Origin of the sequence: Borreliella chilensis (assembly GCA_000808095.1) — a bacterium.
In the GTDB taxonomy this organism is placed as follows: Bacteria; Spirochaetota; Spirochaetia; order Borreliales; family Borreliaceae; genus Borreliella; species Borreliella chilensis.
In genome coordinates this window covers 338,552-357,848 of sequence record CP009910.1, presented here as the reverse complement: position 1 = coordinate 357,848, position 19,297 = coordinate 338,552, and the positions used below count along the sequence as shown (strand labels likewise).

The window sequence follows — 19,297 nt, the reverse complement described above, 5'->3', positions numbered from 1 at the left end:
AATGGCTAGAAAATGTGAGATAACAGGGAAAAAAACTATGTTCGGGAACAATGTTCCAAGAAAGGGGCTTGCTAAGAAAAAAGGTGGCGCTGGACAACATATTGGAGTAAAAACCAAAAGAACTTTTAAGGTAAATCTAATAAACAAAAAATTTTTTGTTCCAGAGCTTGGAAGAAGTGTTAATATTAAAGTTTCTGCTAATGCATTAAGAAGTATTTCAAAGATGGGACTTGATGCTTTTTTAAAGAAAAACTGCAAAAAAATAGAAAGCTTTTTATAGATTTTAATTTTTATAATTTTATTTTGTTAGAATGTTTCCCGATATCAAGTATTCTGGAGAATTAATTATTGTTTTTGATTCTTCAAATTCGAAGGTTTTAAAAAGGCTTGAAATGGTTATGATTGCATTTATGTTTTCTGGAAATATTTTTTTTGATTTATACTCTTTTAATATTCGATTGGAAGTAGGCGATTTTTCTTCAAGTAAAATACTTTTTAAATTTTCTTCAAGCTTTATAGCTTTTCTTATATTTGTAGATTTTGAGATAAAGTAAGATAAAAAAATAAATGAATTTTCTTCTTTATTGGTAAAAGGTTTTAAAAATTCACAAAATTTTATTAAGTGTTTATTGTAAGTTTTCCCAAAAATTATTGGAATTATTTTTATATTTTTCTTTATGTTACTAATAAAATTCAATGTAATTTCAATTTTATGATCATTTTCAATTAGTTTATTGTCTATGTTGACAAAATTTAAATTTTGTAATAGCTTTAATATTTTTAGATTTACTTTAATTTTTTTATTAAAAATTTTCCATATATGGTGATTGGATATATTAATTAAAAAATTGCTTTTTGCTTCAGATATTATAAATACATTATTGGTTTGATTTGATATTATTTTTTTAAACAAATATGCATTTTTTAAAAAAAACTCATAGTTGCCATAACTTGTTAGGATAGCCTTGTGAGTTTTTTTTTCTGACAACTTAAATGATAAGTTGTTTGTATTATTTGAATAAAATATATTTTCAACCAAGGGGCTTCTAATTTGTTTTATATATTTCGCCCCTTGATTGCGTCTTCTACTGTGTTTATTTCCATAAATTCTGTACCCTTGTCAGTATCTCTATTTGGGTTTCCAGAAATAATTATTACAGTATCTTTGTCATTAACAATGCCTTGTGCTTTTAGCATTTTAAGAGAAGTTACTACAAATTCGGTAGTTCTTTTAAAATTATTGTCTACAAGATTGGAATAAACCCCATAAGACAATGTGAGTTCTCTTGCCAGCCTCTCGCTGTTTGTTGTAATAAACAATGGAACACTAGCTCTATAAGTTGCCATTATTCTTGCAGTTTTGCCTTTTAGAGAATCTACAATAATTGCTTTTACATCCATAAGCTTTGTGGCATCAATTGCACATTTGATAATATAGTTTCTTGTAATGCTTTTGTCGTAAAAAAGTTCATCTTTAAATGAGGTCATTTCCCTGTGTTTTTCAACTTTTTTAGCAATGCTTGTCATCATTTTTACAGCTTCAATTGGATATTTCCCGTAAGCGGTTTCTCCGGATAGCATAATTGCATCTGTGCCGTTTAGAATAGCATTGGCGATGTCAGATACTTCTGCCCTAGTAGGTCTTGGATTTTCAATCATTGTATGAAGCATTTGAGTTGCCGTGATCACAGGTATTCCATATTGTATGCAAGTTTGTGTTATTTTAAGTTGGGCAATAGGGACATCTTCTGCAGGAATTTCAACCCCCATATCTCCTCTTGCAACCATTATTCCGTAGGATGCTTTTACTATTTCTTCAATATTGTCGATTCCTTCTTGATTTTCGATTTTGGATATGATTTTTACATCAGGATTTCCAGCAGCGTTTAAAATTTTTTGGACATCTTGTACATCTTTGGAATGTCTTACAAACGAATGAGCAATAAAATCAACATTATATTTTGCTGCAAGCTCAATAAATCCTTTGTCTTTTTCTGTTACTGATTGCAGTTTAAGAGAAATGCCAGGAGTATTGATTGATTTTTTATTTTTAATTTGGCCGTCATTTTTAATTTCACAAATTAATCGGTCAGGCAGTTTGCTGATAACGGTCATTTCAAGCTCACCATCATCAATTAGCACTTTAGATCCTTGAGGTACTTCTTTAACAAATCCATCATAATTGGTTTGGAAACTGTTAAGTTCATTAACAGGCGAATTTGATATGATTACTTTATCTCCAGTTTTTACAATAATAGGATTTTCAATATTTGCTGTTCTAACTTCCGGTCCTTTCGTGTCGATCATTAGAGCTATTTTATTTGAAATTTTTCTAACATTGTCGATTACTTTTATTGTATCTTCGTGTGATTGATGAGCAGTATTTAGTCTTATTACATTTACTCCTGCATCGTATAAATCTTTTATGTGTTCTGGTTCACATCTAAGATCAGATATTGTTGCTACAATTTTTGTTAGCTTTGAAATCATAAAGTTATTCCTCCACTTTTTTAAATTTTATGCTTTTTGTCTTTGAATAACAATATTTTGTAGAAAATTCAAAGTTTTGTTTTGTTGTTTAGTAGTATTTTAAGTTTGATTTTTTAATTTTTTTATTAGATTTTCATCTAGCTTAATATATAAATTTTTTTCTGCTTTTGGAATTACAAGGCCCAGCTTTCCGTTTTTAACTCTTCTTAAATTTTTAACTTGGGTGTAGTAAAGATCTGCCTTTCTCAATTTTTTTGCTAGTTTTGTATAAAATACACATAAATTGCCAGCAGCCAGAAGAACATTAAGGCAAGGAGTTTTGTTTTTTTGATTTTTAATAAAAACATAAGCTCCAGGATAATCTCTTGTATGAAGCCAATAGTCATTTCCTTTAACATAACGTCTTAATAGTTCGTCATTTTCTTTTGCGTTTCTTCCAACAATAATTTCAAATCCATAATAAACAAAATGTAAACCTATTTTTGGCGTTTTTTCCTTTTTTTTAATAGTAGTTTCTGTTTGAATATGTTCTTCTTTTGGAATGAAATTTGTGGTTTTTATCATGGTTATTTTTGATTGAATGGAATCAAATTTGTCTATATTTTCTTTTAATTGATTTTGAACGGTTTTAAAAGAATTTTTGCCTTTTTTATATGCTTTAAAATATTGCAAAGCATTTTCTTTGGGTGATAATGATTGGTTTAATGATATTTTTATTTTTTCTTCTTTATAATTCAAGAGACTGATTTCTTTAATTCCTTTTTGTATTTTGTGAATATTTGATAAAATCAGCTCACCTTTTTCCTTTTCATTTTCAATGTTTTTAATCAGTTTTATTTGTTGTTTTAAAGATTCTATTCTTTTCTCTAAAACAATTAGTTCTTTTTTATATTTTTCAATAAGCAATTCTTTTATATTGGTTTCTTTAATTTTGTTACTGAGTGACTCGTAGTAATCTTCAAGAAATTCAGAATAAGATGTATGGTTGATATTATTATATCCTTCTTTTAGACCCATGATTTTTTTATCAGACATTTTATTGCTTTCATATATTTCTTTAGCTTTTAAAAAGATTTCGCCAGTTATTTCTTTTATTTTTGGTCTTCTGTAGTATGCATCTAGTATTTTGAAGTTTGGATTTGTAGCTATTATATTAGGAGATGATGGCCACAATTTAATAAATAAGATAATTATGTCTTTTTTTAGAATTTCAAGAGAAATGATTCTTTCATTTTTCATTTGGCAAGCTTTTAGAATTTTTCCGTTTTGAATTTTTGATTTTAAAAAATCAGAAAATCTTAATTTTAAAGCATTCTTTTTGAATTTTTTTTTTGTTATATGAAATCTAGTTGTGTTGGGATTTAAACAGATTAATATTTTAATATTTTTATTATCAATTTTATTATAAATCTCTAAAATCAAGTTTTTATAATCAGGTTGTATTATTTTTTTTATGTAGGAGTTTACAAAAGGGATTTCTTTAATCAAATTATTTATTTCAACGTAATTCAAAGACATTCTTACTAAATCCTAATTCTTTAAAAGTGTTTTTACAATCAATCCTTAAATTTGTATTTTATGTAATAAACTATTATTAATAATAGTTTATTTCTATGATATGTAGTATTATGGAAATAAAGTTTATTGACAATAAATATTAAATTCAATTTTGTTAATAGCTTAAGCTAATAATAAGAGTTCATAAAATGATAAAAATAATACTTTTATTGGTTTTGTATCCTATTGGCATGTTTGCTCAAATATCTGCAAATCAATACTTTGAGGGAATTTATTCTAAATATCAAAATATAGAGGATATGCAAGCAACAATTAACCTCACTTTAAAGGGGTTAAAGCAAACAGGTGTTTTGCTTTATAAGTTTCCAGACAAGTTTATTGTTAATTTAGACTCAAATAATCAAGTTTTTGTAAGTGATGGTGAAGTTTTGACAGTTTATGTTCCATCCCTTGGTACTTCGTTTAATCAGCAATTAATAAAAGGTAGCAGTGGGGGAGGACTTATGAAAGTTTTAAATAGCGAGTACAGCGTGTCTTATACCAACTCCCCAAATTTAGAAGCTCTCGATTCATCTGAGCCTGGCAAATTTATTAAATTAACCTTTTCTAGAAAGCTTTACAAGGGGGCTGCTACTATTAATTCTTTTATTATTGCTTTTACTCCTGATGGAATAATTAGAAGAATTTCTGCTTATCCTACTAGTGGTGGGCGTGAAATAGTTATTGATTTTAACGCTGTGAAGTTTAATGTTGGAATTCTTGATAGTAAATTTAAGTATGATCCTCCAAAATCTTCAAATAAGGTAGATAATTTTTTGTATGATATTAAAAAAAATTAAGGTTTAATCTATGGAAGAAAATGATTTTATTAAATTTGGGAGTTATTTGAGAAAGGTTAGGAATGGCAAAAATTTGACTCTTGAAATGATAGCTGATGATATTAAAATTTCTATTAAGTATCTAAAAGCCCTTGAAGATTCTAATATTGAAATTTTTCCTAATGAAGTTTTGGCTGTCGGATTTTTGAGAACTTATAGCGAATATTTAGATATTGATCCTAGATTTATATCAACACTTTTCAAAGATTATAAAAGAAGGCTTAATAATAGCTATATTGGCATTAGATCTGAGGATAAAATATCAAATTCAGGGTTTTTAGGCAATAATAAAGTTTCAGATAAAAAGTTAAACTTTTTTAGTTTTGAGTCTTTTGGTGTGGCAAAAATCCTGTTAGGGATTATTGGTGTTGTTTTATTAGTATTGGTTGTTTTTGCTTTTAAAGAGATGGAGGGATATTTTAGGAAATTTTTTAGACTTAGTCAGGATGAGAAAATGATTTTAAATATTCATGAAGTGTCTTTTGATAAACAGAATTTTTGGAATGTTTCTCTTAAAGAGGGGGATTTTTTATCCTTAACGCATGGTGACAATATTTCAAAATATAGAGTGTCTTTTGTTAGTGATAATTTAGCTATGATTGATGAGTCTAAAAAAAGTGAAAATATTTTTAATTTGGGAGAGTTTAAAGAGATAAATCTTGATGATAATATTAGAGTCAAGATTATTTATGAGAATTATTCTTATGATAAGTCAAAAATAGCTCATGTAAGTTTAGAGTCTTTTGCTTTAAATGTTAAATATGTATCTGAAACTAATATTGACAATAGATTTAATATTTTAAATTGGCAGTTTGATGTTAAGGGTACTGAAAAGTTACCAAGTAGTAATTATCTTACACTATATTCTACTCAAAAACTTTCAAATGTTGATTTAAAAATCGATTTTCTAAATGATACATTTTTTAGATATGCTGATGAGAACAATCTTCACGGTAAGTCTTTTTTTGCATCGAAAGGTATTCCTATTAATCTAGTTTTTGAAAAGTCTTTGATACTATTTTTTTCAAGACTTTCTGATGTTAACATTATTCTCAATGAGAGAGACATTACCCCTTTTCTAAAAGAGCAAGGAAAAGAAATTTTTGCTGTTCAATTTTTTTGGGTAAAGACACCTTCAGGATTTGATCTTAAGGTTTCTGAAGTTTATTAGCAATGGATAAAATAAAAAATTTTTTCTCTAGCTTAAATTCTTTTCAAGAGAAAATTGTTTTTAATGAAAGTAAAAATCCAATTCTTGTTTTAGCAGGACCTGGAAGTGGTAAAACAAGAATTATAATTGCAAAAATTGCATACTTAATCAAACATATGAATATAAATCCTAATGAAATCTTGGCTCTAACTTTTACCAATAAAGCTGCAAATGAAATGAATGACAGAATAAATGATCTTTTAAAATTTGACAAGAAGCTTCATATTCAAACTTTTCATTCTTTTGGGTCTTGGCTTTTGAGAATTTACTATAAGGATTTTGATAAAAATTATGATTCAAATTTTACAATTTGGGATGCTAATGATGTTGCTAGATTTATCAAACAAATTGATCTTGCCCCGAATCTTGAAATGGCAAAACATATTGCAGCTTTGATTTTAAAAGACAAAGAAAATTTTTTTTTAGAAAAATTTATTGAATCAAACGAAAAAAGATATGAGTATATCAAAATTTATGAAGAAGAGAAGTCTAAGAGTAATGCTTTTGATTTTGCAGATCTTATTATCAAACCTATACTAATGCTGAGACAGTCTAAATTGCTAAAAGAATCTGTTCAGTCCAAATTTAAAGTTATTTTTGTTGATGAATATCAAGATACAAATTATTCTCAATTTTTATTTTTGAAAGAACTTTATTTAGATGGTATGTATTTTATGGTTGTAGGAGATGAGGATCAGTCGATATATTCTTTTAGAGGAGCTAGAATTGAAAATATTCTTGAATTTGAAAAAACTTTTTCTAATGTTATTAAATTTTATTTAGTACAAAATTATCGTTCAAATTCAAATATAGTTGGTATTGCAAATGAAGTTATCTCAAAAAATAAAAATAGATATGAAAAAAAAATAACGACTCAAAATAGTTCTGGTAAAAGAATGAAATTTTTAGTTTTTCAAAGCACACCAGATGAAGCTGAATATTTTTCGAACTTGCTTGTTAACAATAACATTGAAACGGCAATACTTTATAGATTTAATTCTCAATCTTTTCATTTTGAAACATCTTTTTTAAAGAAAAATATCCCATATAAGGTTTTAGGATCAATTAGATTTTATGATAGAGAAGAAATAAAGGATATTATTTGTTTACTTAGGCTGATTATAAACAAGAAAGATAAAATAGCTTTTTTAAGAATGATAAACAAGCCTTCTAGAGGAATTGGGAAAACTACTCTGGACAAAATAATTAGTGTTTTAAACGATACCGATGTTAATTTTAATTTGATTTCTGCTAGTAAGAAGACTTTATGTTTGCTTAAAAACAGAGCCAAAGAGTCTCTTTTATTTTTTTTAAATATTTATGATGAATTGAATAAAAAACTTTTTAAAGATAGTTATATTAATTTATCTGCTTTTATTGAAGATGTTGCAATTAAGTTCGGGCTTTTAGATTATTATAAAAAATTTGATAAGGATGAAAAATTAAGAAATATTGATGAACTTATAAATAGTGGAATTGAGTATTCGGGTACTTTTGAAGGTCTTGCGATATTTTTAGAAAATTCTTCACTTTCTCCTATGATTTCTGGAGATTTTAAGTCCAATGTTCTTTTGTCTTCAATCCACGGCGTTAAAGGACTTGAATTTGATAGAGTTGTGATTTCTGGACTTGAGAAAGGTCTTTTGCCAGCTGAAATCGAAGAATTAACAGAAGATAGACTTGAGGAGGAAAGAAGACTTTTTTATGTTGCAATTACAAGAGCTAAATCAGAACTTATTATTACTCTAAATTTAAGAAGAGCTTTTAGAGGTTCTTTTAAAAGCACCGCACTTTCAGTTTTTTTCCAAGATCTTGACAAAGATTCTTATGACATTATCTTTATTCCTGAATATTTAAAAGAAAATTTTAATAATTTTTTTATTGATAATAAGAGAGATATTAGATTTAATATTGGAGACTATATAATTTATAATGGAGATAGGGGGATTGTCGTTGATAGTTGGTACCAGGACAACTTGCAGTTTATTAAAATTAGTTTAAGAAATGGTAAAAAGGCAATTTTGAGTCCTGATTATATGAAAAGAGTGGTGAAAGTTTAGGAGTTTATTTTGGAAGATATACATTTGGAGAACAGCTTAAAACTAAGTTTGGTGACACTTAGCAAAGAAGGTGAAAATAAGTTCATTTCAAAATTTGAGAAAGTTATTAGGCTGGTTAATGGAATTTCAAATTTTGAAGTTCAAGTTAATTTTAATGCTAATAAGAGAAATATTTCTACATTGCGTGAAGATAAAGTAACATTTTCTCTTCCAATTGGATCAATTAAAAAACTTAGTAATTCATTTTTAGATGGATATTTTTCATCTCCTAAAATATTAGAATAAGGATAAGGCTTTGGACTTAAGCAATTTAACTTTAACCAAAATTCAAGAATTAGTTTTAACTAAAAAATGTAAAATTTATGATATTTTGCTTGCTTATAAAAAAAATTATGAATTAAATAAAGATATTAATGGTTACATTGAATTTTTTGATGATTCTTTAGAAATTGCAAAAAAGTATGATGATTGTTTTGAAAATTGTGAGTTAGTAGATTTACCTTTAATTGGTATGCTTATTGCCGTTAAAGATAATATTTCAATTCAAGACAAGTCTTTAACTTGTGCTTCTGAAATTTTAAAAGGCTATATTTCTCCTTATGATTCTACTGTGATCAAAAGACTTAAAGATAAAGGAGCAATTTTAATTGGTAGAACCAATATGGATGAATTCGCCATGGGTTCTACTTGTGAATTTTCTTGTTATGGTGCAACTTTAAATCCTTTAAATAGAGAATATGTTATAGGGGGTAGTTCCGGAGGTTCTGCAGCTGTAGTTGCGTCTTTTCAAGCGCCTTTTTCGCTTGGCAGCGATACTGGGGGTTCTGTTAGACTTCCTGCGTCTTTTTCAGGAATTTTGGGCTTTAAACCTTCTTATGGAGGCTTGTCTCGTTATGGGCTTGCATCTTATGCTTCGTCTTTTGATCAAATAGGATTTTTTTCTCATTCTATTGAAGACATTGCTTTAATTTTAAAGCATACCTGTGGGGCTGATAAGATGGATTCTACTAGTGTGGACATTTTTGATAATTTTTATCCTTTAAAAATTGAGTCTTTGCAAGGTAAAAATTTAGCTGTAATTAAAGAACTTAGCGAAGATTTAATGGACAAAAGTGTTGCAAGTAGTTTTGCTAAATTTAAATTTGATCTTTTGTCAAAAGGTATTAATATAAAAGAAGTTTCAATAGAAGAGATTAATTTTATTTTATCAATTTATTATACAATTTCGCCTGTTGAAGCATCTTCCAATCTTGCTCGTTATACCGGACTTTGTTATGGTAAGAGAATCTCAGAAAATTTAAGTCTTAATGATTTTTATTTTAAACATAGGAGTGATTTCTTGTCAGAAGAAGTTAAAAGACGTATTGTTCTTGGAAATTATTTATTGTCAGAAGGTTATGATTCTAAATATTATTCAAAAGCTTGTGAAATTCTGCAAAATTTAATTATTCCCAAATTTAACAAGCTTTTTGAAAGTTGTGATTTTATTATTACTCCAACAAGTTTTATAAAGCCTTTTAAAATTGGTTTAGATTTTGATGATCCTGTTAAAATGTATTATTCAGATATTTGTACTGTTATTGCAAATCTTATTGGAGCTCCTGCTATTTCGATTCCGTATTCTAAGGATAACGAAGGATTGTCAATTGGGATGCAAATAATTGGGGGTATTAAGAAAGATTTTGAACTTTTAAGTTTTTCAAAAAATGTTGTTAGGGAATTGGGATTGAATGGAATATAAATTAGTTATTGGATTAGAAATTCATGTTCAGCTAGGTTTAAAAACAAAGGCTTTTTGTGGGTGCAAGAATGAGTTTGGGGGAGTTCCTAACTCTCGTATTTGTCCAATTTGTCTTGGGTTGCCCGGTGCATTACCAAGTGTGAACGTAGAGCTTATTAATAGTGCAATTTTAGCAGGGCATGCCACAAATTCAAAAATCAAACATATTATTAAATTTGATAGAAAACATTATTATTATCCAGATTTACCAAAAGGCTATCAAATCTCGCAAAATGATAAGCCTATTTGTGAGGGGGGAAGCTTATTGATTGAAACCCCTTCTGGGTTTAAAAAGATTAATATTACTAGAATTCATATGGAAGAAGATTCGGGTAAAAGTTTGCATTTGTTGGATATTGAAAATCAAAGTTATATTGATTTTAATCGCTCTGGTGCTCCTTTGCTTGAGATCGTTTCTGCTCCAGACATTAACAATGGTGATGAGGCAGTTGCTTTTTTAAGCTCTTTAAGGGAGATCTTTAAGTATCTTGATTTGTCAGAATGTAATATGGAAAATGGTTCTTTTAGGTGTGATGTAAATGTCAATTTAATTGTTAAAGAGTGTGGTGTTGAGTATAAAACTCCCATAGCTGAAATAAAAAATTTGAACTCTTTTAAATCTATTAAAACTGCTATTGAATATGAAGAATTAAGACAGCAAGAGGAATGGGTTCAATTTAGGAAAACCCTTGATAGTTGTGGTAAGCATACTAGAGGATTTGATGATAAAAGTGGAATAACAGTAATTCAAAGAGATAAAGAGACCGTATCTGATTATCGTTATTTCCAAGAACCCGATATACCCTTAATAGAAATTGATGATTCTTATATTAGTAATATTAAGAATTTAAAGTTAATTGAGCTTCCATTTGATGCAAGGGTTAGACTTAAAAATCAATATGGGCTAAGCGATTTTGATGTTATTACTTTAACATCAGATAAACATTTACTTAGATATTTTGAAGATGCTGTTCTTGATGCAAGCGATCCTAAAAAAGTAGCCAATTGGATATTATCTGAAGTTTTAAGTGTTCTCAATGATAAAGGAATTAGTGTTCTTGAATTTAATTTGCCGCCAAGTCATATTGCAGAACTTGTTGAATTTGTTGTTGCTGGTAAAATAAGCGGTAAAATGGCAAAAAAGGTATTTTCAGAGATGATGTCTAGAAAAGTGTCTGCTGCTGTTGTTATAAGTGAAAGTCAATTAGAACAAATAAGTGATAAAGTTGTTATTAGACAAATTGTGCTTGAAGTTTTAAGTGAAAATCCCAAGTCAATTGAACTTTATAAAAAGGGCAAAGATCATGCTATTAAATTTATGATGGGGCAAATAATGAAAAAATCTTTGGGTAAGATTAATCCTATTCTTGCAAATGAAATTCTTTTAGAAAGTTTAGCAAATGTATGATTTGTCCTTAATAGACAATTTGCCAATAATTAAAAGAGCAAGATTTTTTTATCTTTACGATATTCACGGTAAGAGATATTTAGATTTATATTTAAATGGTGGGAAAAATTTTTTAGGCCATAGAATTCAAGGCTTAAATCGTCTTTTTAAGCAAACTGTGTCAAAGGGTTTGACATCTCCTTATCCTTCTATTTTTAAAAATCAGTTTGTCAATTTAGTATTTACTTTTTTTAAGGATGCTGGGTCTGTTTATATTTTTAAGCTAGAACAGGATGCAAAAAAGTTTTTATTATCTTCAACTGGTAAAGATAAAGTTTTTATGCCTTGGGAAAAAAAAGAAGGAATATATGAGTTTAAAGTGGGATTTAGGAATATTGAATATCCTATGATTTTTAATATTCCTTTGCCTGAGTTTATGTCTGTTAGTATTGTTGTTATGGATAACCTTTCTAGGAAAATAGAATTTAAAGATAATTTTGATGCTGTAACTTTGTCTTGTGCTAGACATACATTAAGCAAACTTTTATCTTATAGGAAAAATCTCAATGTTGATTTTAATTCTTTTGCTACATCTTTGTTTAGAGTGACTGATAGGTATATGTTTCCTCTTTATAATTCTTGTTATCATGCTGCAATTTTTGATGAATTTCTCAAATGTGGGTATTTAATTAGTCCAAATTTTAATATACCATCTATTGTTCCTTTAAAGTTTTCTAAAGGAGATTTGGATAATTTTAAGAAAATTTGCTGTGTTCTTAAGAATAAGTTTATTGATGGACTTGACAGTGATCCTTACAAATAATACAATAAATGAGATTTATGCATAAAATTATATGTAAAGGTAATGTGCTATTATGAGTAAAATAACCAATAATGATACGATTTGGGTCAAGCCAAAGACTGTTGAGAAAAAATGGTATGTAATTGATGCGGCAGATAAAATTTTAGGTAAAGTTGCTGTGGATGTTGTTAGAATTTTAAGAGGCAAGCATAAAGCTTATTATACTCCTCATCAAGATTTAGGGGACAATGTTATTATTATTAATGCTTCTAAGGTTAGGCTTACGGGTAAAAAATATCAACAAAAACTTTATTATAGGCATTCAAGATATCCAGGAGGTCTTTATTCTGATACTTTTAGAACATTGTCAGAAAAAAAGCCCTGCGCTCCTCTTGAAATTGCTATTAAAGGCATGTTACCAAAAGGTCCTTTAGGTCGTGATCTTTTTAGAAATTTAAAAGTCTTTTCTGGTTCAGAGCATACTCTTAAAGCTCAAAATCCTGTGAAACTGGAAGTTAATTTAAGAGAGGTAAAATGAAAAAATCAAATTTTAGCAATGTTAATTTATCAATGGGAACTGGTAGGAGAAAATCTTCTGTTGCTAGGGTTTACATTAGGGAAGGTAGTGGCAAGATCAAAGTAAATAATAGAGACTTTGATTCTTATATCCAACTTGAAAATTTAAGAACAATGGCACTCTCTCCGTTAGTTTTGACAAATACGATTGGGAGATATGATCTATATATTAATGTTTATGGGGGAGGAATTTCAGGTCAATCGGGAGCAATAAGGCACGGCATCTCAAGGGCTCTTTTTGAACTTGATGAATCTAATAAGATGATTTTGAGGTCTAATGGATTTTTAACAAGAGATTCAAGAAAAGTTGAACGTAAAAAGTTCGGGCAGAAAAAAGCGCGAAAAAGTTTTCAATTTTCCAAAAGATAATTTTATTTTTTATACATTTTACATTTTTATTTAAGCAAAAAAAAATCCCTTTCGCAGGGATTTAGTTTACTTTTGTTTAATTGAATAAAATACGTTTTTACCATGGTATTCAGCAGTTGTTTCCAATTCTTCTTCTATTCTTATGAGTTGGTTGTATTTTGCTATTCTGTCTGTTCTTGAAAGTGAACCGGTTTTGATTTGTCCTGTTCCAAGAGCTACTACAAGATCAGCTATTGTTGTGTCTTCTGTTTCTCCCGATCTGTGAGATACTATTGCTGTATACCCCGCTTTTTTAGCCATTTCAACAGCTTCAAATGTTTCTGTTAGTGTTCCAATTTGATTGACCTTGATAAGAATTGAATTAGCAACTCCCATCTCAATTCCTTTTTTAAGGAATGAAGTATTTGTTACAAATAAATCGTCACCAACAAGTTGTATTTTGTTTCCAATTTTATCTGTAAGTTTTTTCCATCCATCCCAATCTTCTTCGGCCATGCCATCTTCAATTGAAATAATTGGATATTTTTCTACCCATTTTGACCAATACTCAACCATTTGTTCAGAAGTAAGTTCTTCTTTTGTTGACCATTTAAGTACATATTTTTTTGTTTTTGGATCATAAAGCTCAGATGTTGCCGGATCAAGAGCTATTGCTATATCTTTACCAGGTTCATACCCAGCTTTTTTTATTGCCTCTATAATCACTTCGCAAGCTTCTTCATTTGATTTTAAATTTGGAGCAAATCCCCCTTCATCTCCAACAGAAGTTGCATATCCCTTGCTACTTAGAATGCTTTTTAGTGTATGGAAAACCTCTGCTGCCATTCTTATTGCTTGACTGAAAGTTTTCGCTCCTATTGGAATTATCATGAATTCCTGAAAGTCAACAGAGTTGTCAGAATGTGCACCGCCATTAATAATATTGCACATGGGTGTAGGCAAAATGTTAGCTTTGTATGCTCCAAGATATTGATAAGCCTTAAGTCCAAGGTATTTTGCAGCAGCTTTAGCTGTAGCCATTGAAACTGCTAAGATTGCATTAGCACCAAGCTTTTCTTTTGTAGGGGTGCCATCAAGTTCGATCATTTTTCTGTCGATTGCAACCTGATTTAAGGCGCTCATACCTTCAAGTTCTGGGGCAATTATGTTTTTTATATTTTCAATTGCTTTTAAAACCCCTTTTCCCATATATACAGACTTATCGCCGTCTCTAAGTTCAACAGCCTCATTAATTCCTGTTGATGCACCTGATGGTACAGCAGATCTTCCGCAAGTTCCATCTTCTAAAATGACATCAGCTTCAACTGTTGGATTCCCCCTGGAATCAATAATTTGTCTGGCTTTGATTTCATAAATATGAAAACCCATTTTTGTACTCCTCGTATTATTTACTTTAATTTATGCTTTTAGTATAATGTCAAAAGGTTTAAATGTGTAGTATTTTACCAAAAGAATTATTATTGTGAGTTTTGTATATAATCTATGAAAGAAAGGTGTTTGTATTTATTGATTTTTGCAGCTTTAAGTGTTAATAATCTTTTTTCAGATGATTATGTTATATATGATTTTGATTTGAGTTTAAATGAATTTTTAGAAGTTTCAACAAGAAAAGATAATCTTGCTCCTATGATTGACTCCAAGCGTATATTGTTGTTTTATCCTCCCAATAAAGAAATTAGAAAAATTTTTGCTGCTTTTGATTTTGATCAGTATTCTAAAAAATATTTATTCAAAAAAAATGAGTATGGAGTTTTTTTTGTTAAAGTCAATATTCCTCATGGTACAAGTGATATAAAATATAGGCTTATTGTAGACGGTGTTTGGACAAATGATGAATATAATAAAAATGTAGTTTATAATGAGGATTTAATCCCATTTTCTAAAATTGAGGTTGCTAAAGAAAAGTCTAGTTATATTTCTTTAAGAAATCCAATACAATCGTATGATAATAATGAAATTGAAATTTTTTATATAGGTCGTCCTGGACAAATAGTTACAATAGCTGGCAGTTTTAATAATTTCAATCCTTTTTTAAATAGGCTGATTGAAAAAGAAGACAATAAAGGAATTTATACTATTAGGCTTAAAAATTTACCTAAAGATAGAATTTATTATTATTTTATTGATTCTGGTAACAAGGTAATAGATAAGAATAATGTTAATAGAATAAACTTATATTTTGTTGAAGGGATTGATAATAAAATAGATTTTGAAGTCTCCTATTTCGATCATAAATAATCTTTAGTTAAATTTATTTATTCATTTCATCAAAAAGATATTTAGATACAAAGTGGTCTTTTTCTACTTCTTCAAGTTTTGGATGTACTTGGTTTGATAAATGAATGCTTCTAATGTTTGCTAGGGTTTGTTCGTCCAGTTTTATAGTTTTATTTTTTCTTTTTTCAGGGTTAATTTCAGGAATAGATGCTATTAGCATTTTAGTATACGGATGAATTGGGTTTGAAAATAGAGTTTCTCTTGGTGCAAGCTCGAGAATAACTCCAAGGTACATTACTGCAATTTTATCACTCATATATTTTACTACAGCTAGGTCATGAGAAATAAATAAATAAGACAAATTGAATTCTTTTTGCAGAGTTTTTAGTAGGTTTAAAATTTGAGCCCTGATTGATACATCAAGTGCAGAAACAGCTTCGTCTAAAAGTAAAAGCTTAGGATTTAAAGCTAGTGCTCTAGCAATTCCTATTCTTTGCCTTTGACCCCCTGAAAATTCATGAGGATATCTAGCTAACATGCTTTTATGTAGTCCAACAATATCTGTTAGTTTATTTACTCTTTGTTCTATTTCTTTTTTTGTTTTTGGAAGAATTTTGTTTTCATTATATATTTCTAGTGGTTCTGCTATTATTTCTTTTATTGTCATTCTTGGATCAAGCGAGGTATGAGGATCTTGGAATACCATTTGCATATCTTTTTTTGTTTTTAAGAGTTCCTTTTTTGAAAGTTTGGTTATGTTTTTATTGTTAAAGTAAATATTTCCAGAAGTTGGTGTATAAAGCTGCATGATTGAGCGAAGAGTAGTAGATTTTCCACAGCCAGATTCTCCAACAAGTCCCAAAGTTTTATTTTTTTCAACTTCAAAGCTAATGTTGTTTACCGCATTTACTTTTTGTTTATTTTTCCAAAATAAAAAATCTTCTCCAGTTGTGAATGTTTGTATTAAGTTTTCTACTTTAAGAATTATTTCTTTTTTACTGTTCATTTAAAACTCCTCAATACTAGTTTTTGTTATCTTAATAGGATTTTCTTTTATTGAATAAAGTTTTTTATTTGGATCGTGTTCTAGTGTAAGAATTGATTTTAAAAGTCCAATAGTGTAAGGGTGTTTAGGATTGTTAAATATTTCCTCTACTGTTCCTTCTTCTACAATTTTACCTTGATACATTACAGACACCGTATCACAAATTTCAGCAACAACGGCAAGATCATGAGTTATGAATATGGTAGAAGTATTAAATTTTTTAGATAGGTTTTTGATTAATAATAATATTTGCTCTTGGATTGTAACATCAAGAGCTGTTGTTGGCTCATCTGCTATTAACAAGGATGGGTGACAGCTTAGTGCCATGGCAATCATGACTCTTTGTCTCATTCCTCCTGAAAATTGATGAGGGAAATGTTTTATTCTCTCTTCTGCATTTACAACGCCAACAGTTTTTAACATTTCTATTGCTTTTTCTTTAGCTTCTTTTTTACCTAATTTTTGGTGTAAGATGATTGTTTCTTCAAGTTGAGTTGATATCCTTAAAAATGGGTTTAACGAAGTCATTGGATCTTGAAATATCATTGATATTTTATTCCCTCTGATTTTCAAAAGTTCTTTTTCGCTAAGTTTTAGCAGATCTTGATTTTCAAATAGTATTTCTCCACTTTTATATACTGTTGTAAGTTCTGGTAATAATTTTAAGATAGCCATGCTTGTTACAGATTTCCCACTTCCGGATTCTCCAACAATAGCCCTAATCTCTCCTCTTTTTACAGATAGGTTAATATTGTTTACGGGATGGATTGTTGTATGTTTTAATCTAAATTCAATTGCTAAATTTTTTATTTCTAATATATTTTCTTTTTTCACTCAATTTCTCCTTAGATGCTATCTTTTGGATCAAATGCATCCCTTAACCCGTCACCTAAAAAGTTCATAAATAATAGAAATATTGTCATAACTATAGCTGGAATAAAAATTTTCCATGGATATTCAACAAATGTTGCAATTCCATTTTGCACTAATTCTCCCCAACTTGTCATTGGAGCTGAAATTCCAAGTCCTAAAAAGGATAAAAATGCTTCAGCCATAATAAAGCTTGGAACTCTTATTGTTGTGAAGATAACTATCATTCCAATGCTATTAGGAATTAGGTGATTTAAGATTATTCTTTTATTTGTTGCACCAAGGGTTTTAGCTGCTTGTATAAATTCAGAACTTGAGAGTGATTGTACTTGGCCTCGTACAACTCGAGCTACTGTTAACCAGGATACAAATGCAAGCGCTATGAATAATCCTATTATACTCCTTTCCATTATTGCCATTAGTATTATTACAATAAGCAAATAAGGCAATACATAAAGAATTTCAATTGTTTTGGTTATTATTTTATCGGGCAATCCTCCAAAAAATCCTGCTATTGAGCCTAGAATAGTTCCTATTATCATAGATAAAAAAGCTCCAATAAATCCTACAGAAAGAGAGATTTGACTGCCTTGTATTAATCTTGCAAGCAAATCTCTTCCAAGATTGTCTGTGCCAAGTAAATATACTCTTTTATGTACTTTTACTTCTTTTTTATCTATTACTTGTACTTCAGTTTCTATTCTTCTTTTTATATTCTCTAGTTTGTTTAGTTCGTCTTCATTTATTTCTCTTTTTTCTTTTTTAGCTAATTTTTCAATAAAATTTTTTTCTTTTTTGTACCAAAGTTCTCCGGCAGCTTGGAAGGATGGTGGCAAATCGGAATGTTCTACTACTTGGGTGTGGTATTTATATATTGGCAAGATTGGTTGTAGAATGGCAATTAAGATGTAAAATCCAATTACAAAAAGACTGCCAAATGCCAGTTTATTTTCTTTAAATCTTGACCAAGCTCTTCTTTCGAGTTTAGAATTGCTTTTTTCATTTTGTTTTTCAAAACTATTCATTTTGATTTCCTCCTATACTCTTGGATCTAACATTTTATAGATAATGTCCGATATTAATATAGAAATGAGCAGTATTATTGAGTATACTAGCAGCCCTCCCATTAATACTGGGTAATCTCTGTTTAGTGCAGATTCTGTTATAAACATTCCCATTCCAGCAATTCTAAATATTTTTTCAATAACTACGCTTCCAGAAATTATAGCAGCAAATGCTGGGCCAATATAACTTACCACAGGCAGCATTGCTCCTCTTAGCATATGTTTTACAACTATTTTTCTAAAGCTTAGTCCTTTTGCACGTGCAGTTCTTATGAAGTCACTTTGTATTATTTCTAGCATCGAACCTCTGATTATTCTTGCAAAAATAGCTATGTTGGGCATACTAAGAGTTATTATGGGTAGAATTAAATTTAAAAATCCTCCTCTTTCTGTGATCCATCCAGAAGTGTAAAATAAGCCCCATTTGATTGCAAAAAAGTATTGTAAAATTGGCCCTATTACGAACAATGGTATGGAAATTCCTAGTATTGCTATTGATGTTATTATGTAATCTACGTAAGTATTTTTGTAAATAGCTGCTAAGATCCCTATTGGTATTCCTATTGCTAGCGATATAATGAGTGACATTACTCCTAGTGTAAGCGATTTTGGGAATCCTAATCTTATGTATTGATTAACCGTAAGGTCTTTCTTTTTTAAAGAAGGCCCCAGATCTCCTTTGAAGACGTTTGAAATATAGTAAAAGGCTTGAATATAAAACGGTTTGTCAAGATGATATTTTTCCATCAATCTTTCTTTTACTTGAGGGTCAATAGGTTTTTCAGAATCAAATGGACTTCCAGGGGCCATTCTCATTACAAAAAAGCATAAAAAAACTATTGCTAGTAAAGTTGGTATTATTCCTATTATTTTTTTTAAAGTAAACCTTAACATTTTTGCTCCTTTGTAATAGATATTGGTAACATTATGTATTAGTCAATTATATCATATAGTCTTTATTGTTTTTCAATCTATAATTGATAATTTTTGATGGAATAGAAGATTGTGTCCATTGTGACCAATATTTTCAA

19 protein-coding genes are annotated in these 19,297 nt (G+C 29.0%); 11 read left to right on the top strand and 8 right to left on the bottom strand.

Features of this window, described 5'->3' with window-relative positions; translation table 11 throughout:
* Position 1 precedes the first annotated feature (1 nt).
* A complete protein-coding gene (locus tag OY14_01720) occupies positions 2-280 on the top strand; it encodes a 50S ribosomal protein L28 (protein ID AJA90174.1) in 279 nt (92 codons plus the stop codon).
* Positions 281-298: 18 nt separating this feature from the next.
* Here OY14_01720 and OY14_01715 read toward each other — a convergent pair whose 3' ends face one another.
* The 3 genes from OY14_01715 to OY14_01705 form a co-directional block, all read right to left on the bottom strand.
* Positions 299-1,039, bottom strand: a complete 741-nt coding sequence (locus OY14_01715; GenBank protein AJA90173.1) for a hypothetical protein — start codon at positions 1,037-1,039, stop codon at positions 299-301.
* Positions 1,040-1,056: 17 nt separating this feature from the next.
* Positions 1,057-2,490, bottom strand: a complete 1,434-nt coding sequence (locus OY14_01710) for a pyruvate kinase (GenBank protein ID AJA90172.1) — start codon at positions 2,488-2,490, stop codon at positions 1,057-1,059.
* Between the two features lie 99 nt (positions 2,491-2,589).
* The gene (locus OY14_01705; protein ID AJA90171.1) at positions 2,590-4,008 is read right to left on the bottom strand and encodes a ferrous iron transporter A; all 1,419 of its coding nucleotides are present in this window, start codon (positions 4,006-4,008) and stop codon (positions 2,590-2,592) included.
* A gap of 188 nt (positions 4,009-4,196) precedes the next feature.
* On the opposite strand from OY14_01705, the gene OY14_01700 reads away from it, so the two are divergent.
* From OY14_01700 to OY14_01660, 9 genes are read left to right on the top strand one after another with little or no spacing between them, the layout of a single operon-like run.
* Entirely contained in the window at positions 4,197-4,847 is a 651-nt protein-coding gene (locus OY14_01700) for an export chaperone (protein ID AJA90170.1), read from the top strand.
* A gap of 10 nt (positions 4,848-4,857) precedes the next feature.
* Positions 4,858-6,057 (top strand): membrane protein, encoded by a 1,200-nt coding sequence (locus tag OY14_01695; protein ID AJA90169.1) that lies wholly within the window; start codon positions 4,858-4,860, stop codon positions 6,055-6,057.
* 2 nt (positions 6,058-6,059) lie between these two features.
* A complete protein-coding gene (locus OY14_01690) occupies positions 6,060-8,156 on the top strand; it encodes a DNA helicase (protein AJA90168.1) in 2,097 nt (698 codons plus the stop codon).
* A gap of 9 nt (positions 8,157-8,165) precedes the next feature.
* On the top strand, positions 8,166-8,441 hold the full coding sequence (locus OY14_01685) for a glutamyl-tRNA amidotransferase (protein AJA90167.1): 276 nt from the start codon (positions 8,166-8,168) through the stop codon (positions 8,439-8,441).
* Between the two features lie 10 nt (positions 8,442-8,451).
* On the top strand, positions 8,452-9,897 hold the full coding sequence (locus OY14_01680) for a glutamyl-tRNA amidotransferase (protein ID AJA90166.1): 1,446 nt from the start codon (positions 8,452-8,454) through the stop codon (positions 9,895-9,897).
* On the top strand, positions 9,887-11,344 hold the full coding sequence (locus tag OY14_01675) for a glutamyl-tRNA amidotransferase (GenBank protein ID AJA90165.1): 1,458 nt from the start codon (positions 9,887-9,889) through the stop codon (positions 11,342-11,344). The genes OY14_01680 and OY14_01675 overlap by 11 nt, the downstream gene beginning before the upstream one ends.
* Complete coding sequence (locus OY14_01670; protein ID AJA90164.1) at positions 11,337-12,146, top strand: hypothetical protein; 810 nt, start codon at positions 11,337-11,339, stop codon at positions 12,144-12,146. The genes OY14_01675 and OY14_01670 overlap by 8 nt, the downstream gene beginning before the upstream one ends.
* A 52-nt stretch (positions 12,147-12,198) precedes the next feature.
* Entirely contained in the window at positions 12,199-12,663 is a 465-nt protein-coding gene (locus OY14_01665) for a 50S ribosomal protein L13 (GenBank protein ID AJA90163.1), read from the top strand.
* Complete coding sequence (locus OY14_01660; protein ID AJA90162.1) at positions 12,660-13,070, top strand: 30S ribosomal protein S9; 411 nt, start codon at positions 12,660-12,662, stop codon at positions 13,068-13,070. Before OY14_01665 ends, OY14_01660 begins: the two co-directional genes overlap by 4 nt.
* Positions 13,071-13,136: 66 nt before the next feature.
* On the opposite strand, the gene eno is transcribed toward OY14_01660, so the two are convergent.
* On the bottom strand, positions 13,137-14,438 hold the full coding sequence (gene eno, locus OY14_01655; GenBank protein AJA90161.1) for an enolase: 1,302 nt from the start codon (positions 14,436-14,438) through the stop codon (positions 13,137-13,139).
* 114 nt (positions 14,439-14,552) lie between these two features.
* On the opposite strand from eno, the gene OY14_01650 reads away from it, so the two are divergent.
* Positions 14,553-15,308 carry a hypothetical protein gene (locus OY14_01650; GenBank protein AJA90160.1) on the top strand — a complete coding sequence of 252 codons (756 nt, stop codon included), beginning with the start codon at positions 14,553-14,555 and terminating at the stop codon, positions 15,306-15,308.
* Between the two features lie 13 nt (positions 15,309-15,321).
* Here the strand turns inward: OY14_01650 and OY14_01645 are convergent, their stop codons facing one another.
* The 4 genes from OY14_01645 to OY14_01630 are packed head-to-tail and all read right to left on the bottom strand — an operon-like array spanning position 15,322 to position 19,160.
* Positions 15,322-16,293 carry a peptide ABC transporter ATPase gene (locus tag OY14_01645; protein ID AJA90159.1) on the bottom strand — a complete coding sequence of 324 codons (972 nt, stop codon included), beginning with the start codon at positions 16,291-16,293 and terminating at the stop codon, positions 15,322-15,324.
* Entirely contained in the window at positions 16,294-17,166 is an 873-nt protein-coding gene (locus tag OY14_01640; GenBank protein ID AJA90158.1) for a peptide ABC transporter ATPase, read from the bottom strand.
* 11 nt (positions 17,167-17,177) lie between these two features.
* A complete protein-coding gene (locus OY14_01635) occupies positions 17,178-18,227 on the bottom strand; it encodes a peptide ABC transporter permease (protein AJA90157.1) in 1,050 nt (349 codons plus the stop codon).
* Positions 18,228-18,239: 12 nt separating this feature from the next.
* Positions 18,240-19,160, bottom strand: coding sequence for an ABC transporter (locus OY14_01630; GenBank protein AJA90156.1), 921 nt, complete (start codon positions 19,158-19,160; stop codon positions 18,240-18,242).
* Positions 19,161-19,297: the final 137 nt, after the last annotated feature.

Bases quoted from the DNA above. Each gene is read 5' to 3' on its own strand.
- OY14_01720 (AJA90174.1), top strand. From the start codon at position 2: ATGGCTAGAAAATGTGAGATAACAGGGAAAAAAACTATGTTCGGGAAC.
- OY14_01710 (AJA90172.1), bottom strand. From the start codon at position 2,490: ATGATTTCAAAGCTAACAAAAATTGTAGCAACAATATCTGATCTTAGA.
- OY14_01705 (AJA90171.1), bottom strand. From the start codon at position 4,008: ATGTCTTTGAATTACGTTGAAATAAATAATTTGATTAAAGAAATCCCT.
- OY14_01700 (AJA90170.1), top strand. From the start codon at position 4,197: ATGATAAAAATAATACTTTTATTGGTTTTGTATCCTATTGGCATGTTT.
- OY14_01695 (AJA90169.1), top strand. From the start codon at position 4,858: ATGGAAGAAAATGATTTTATTAAATTTGGGAGTTATTTGAGAAAGGTT.
- OY14_01690 (AJA90168.1), top strand. From the start codon at position 6,060: ATGGATAAAATAAAAAATTTTTTCTCTAGCTTAAATTCTTTTCAAGAG.
- OY14_01675 (AJA90165.1), top strand. From the start codon at position 9,887: ATGGAATATAAATTAGTTATTGGATTAGAAATTCATGTTCAGCTAGGT.
- OY14_01670 (AJA90164.1), top strand. From the start codon at position 11,337: ATGTATGATTTGTCCTTAATAGACAATTTGCCAATAATTAAAAGAGCA.
- OY14_01665 (AJA90163.1), top strand. From the start codon at position 12,199: ATGAGTAAAATAACCAATAATGATACGATTTGGGTCAAGCCAAAGACT.
- OY14_01660 (AJA90162.1), top strand. From the start codon at position 12,660: ATGAAAAAATCAAATTTTAGCAATGTTAATTTATCAATGGGAACTGGT.
- eno (AJA90161.1), bottom strand. From the start codon at position 14,438: ATGGGTTTTCATATTTATGAAATCAAAGCCAGACAAATTATTGATTCC.
- OY14_01650 (AJA90160.1), top strand. From the start codon at position 14,553: ATGAAAGAAAGGTGTTTGTATTTATTGATTTTTGCAGCTTTAAGTGTT.
- OY14_01645 (AJA90159.1), bottom strand. From the start codon at position 16,293: ATGAACAGTAAAAAAGAAATAATTCTTAAAGTAGAAAACTTAATACAA.
- OY14_01635 (AJA90157.1), bottom strand. From the start codon at position 18,227: ATGAATAGTTTTGAAAAACAAAATGAAAAAAGCAATTCTAAACTCGAA.
- OY14_01630 (AJA90156.1), bottom strand. From the start codon at position 19,160: ATGTTAAGGTTTACTTTAAAAAAAATAATAGGAATAATACCAACTTTA.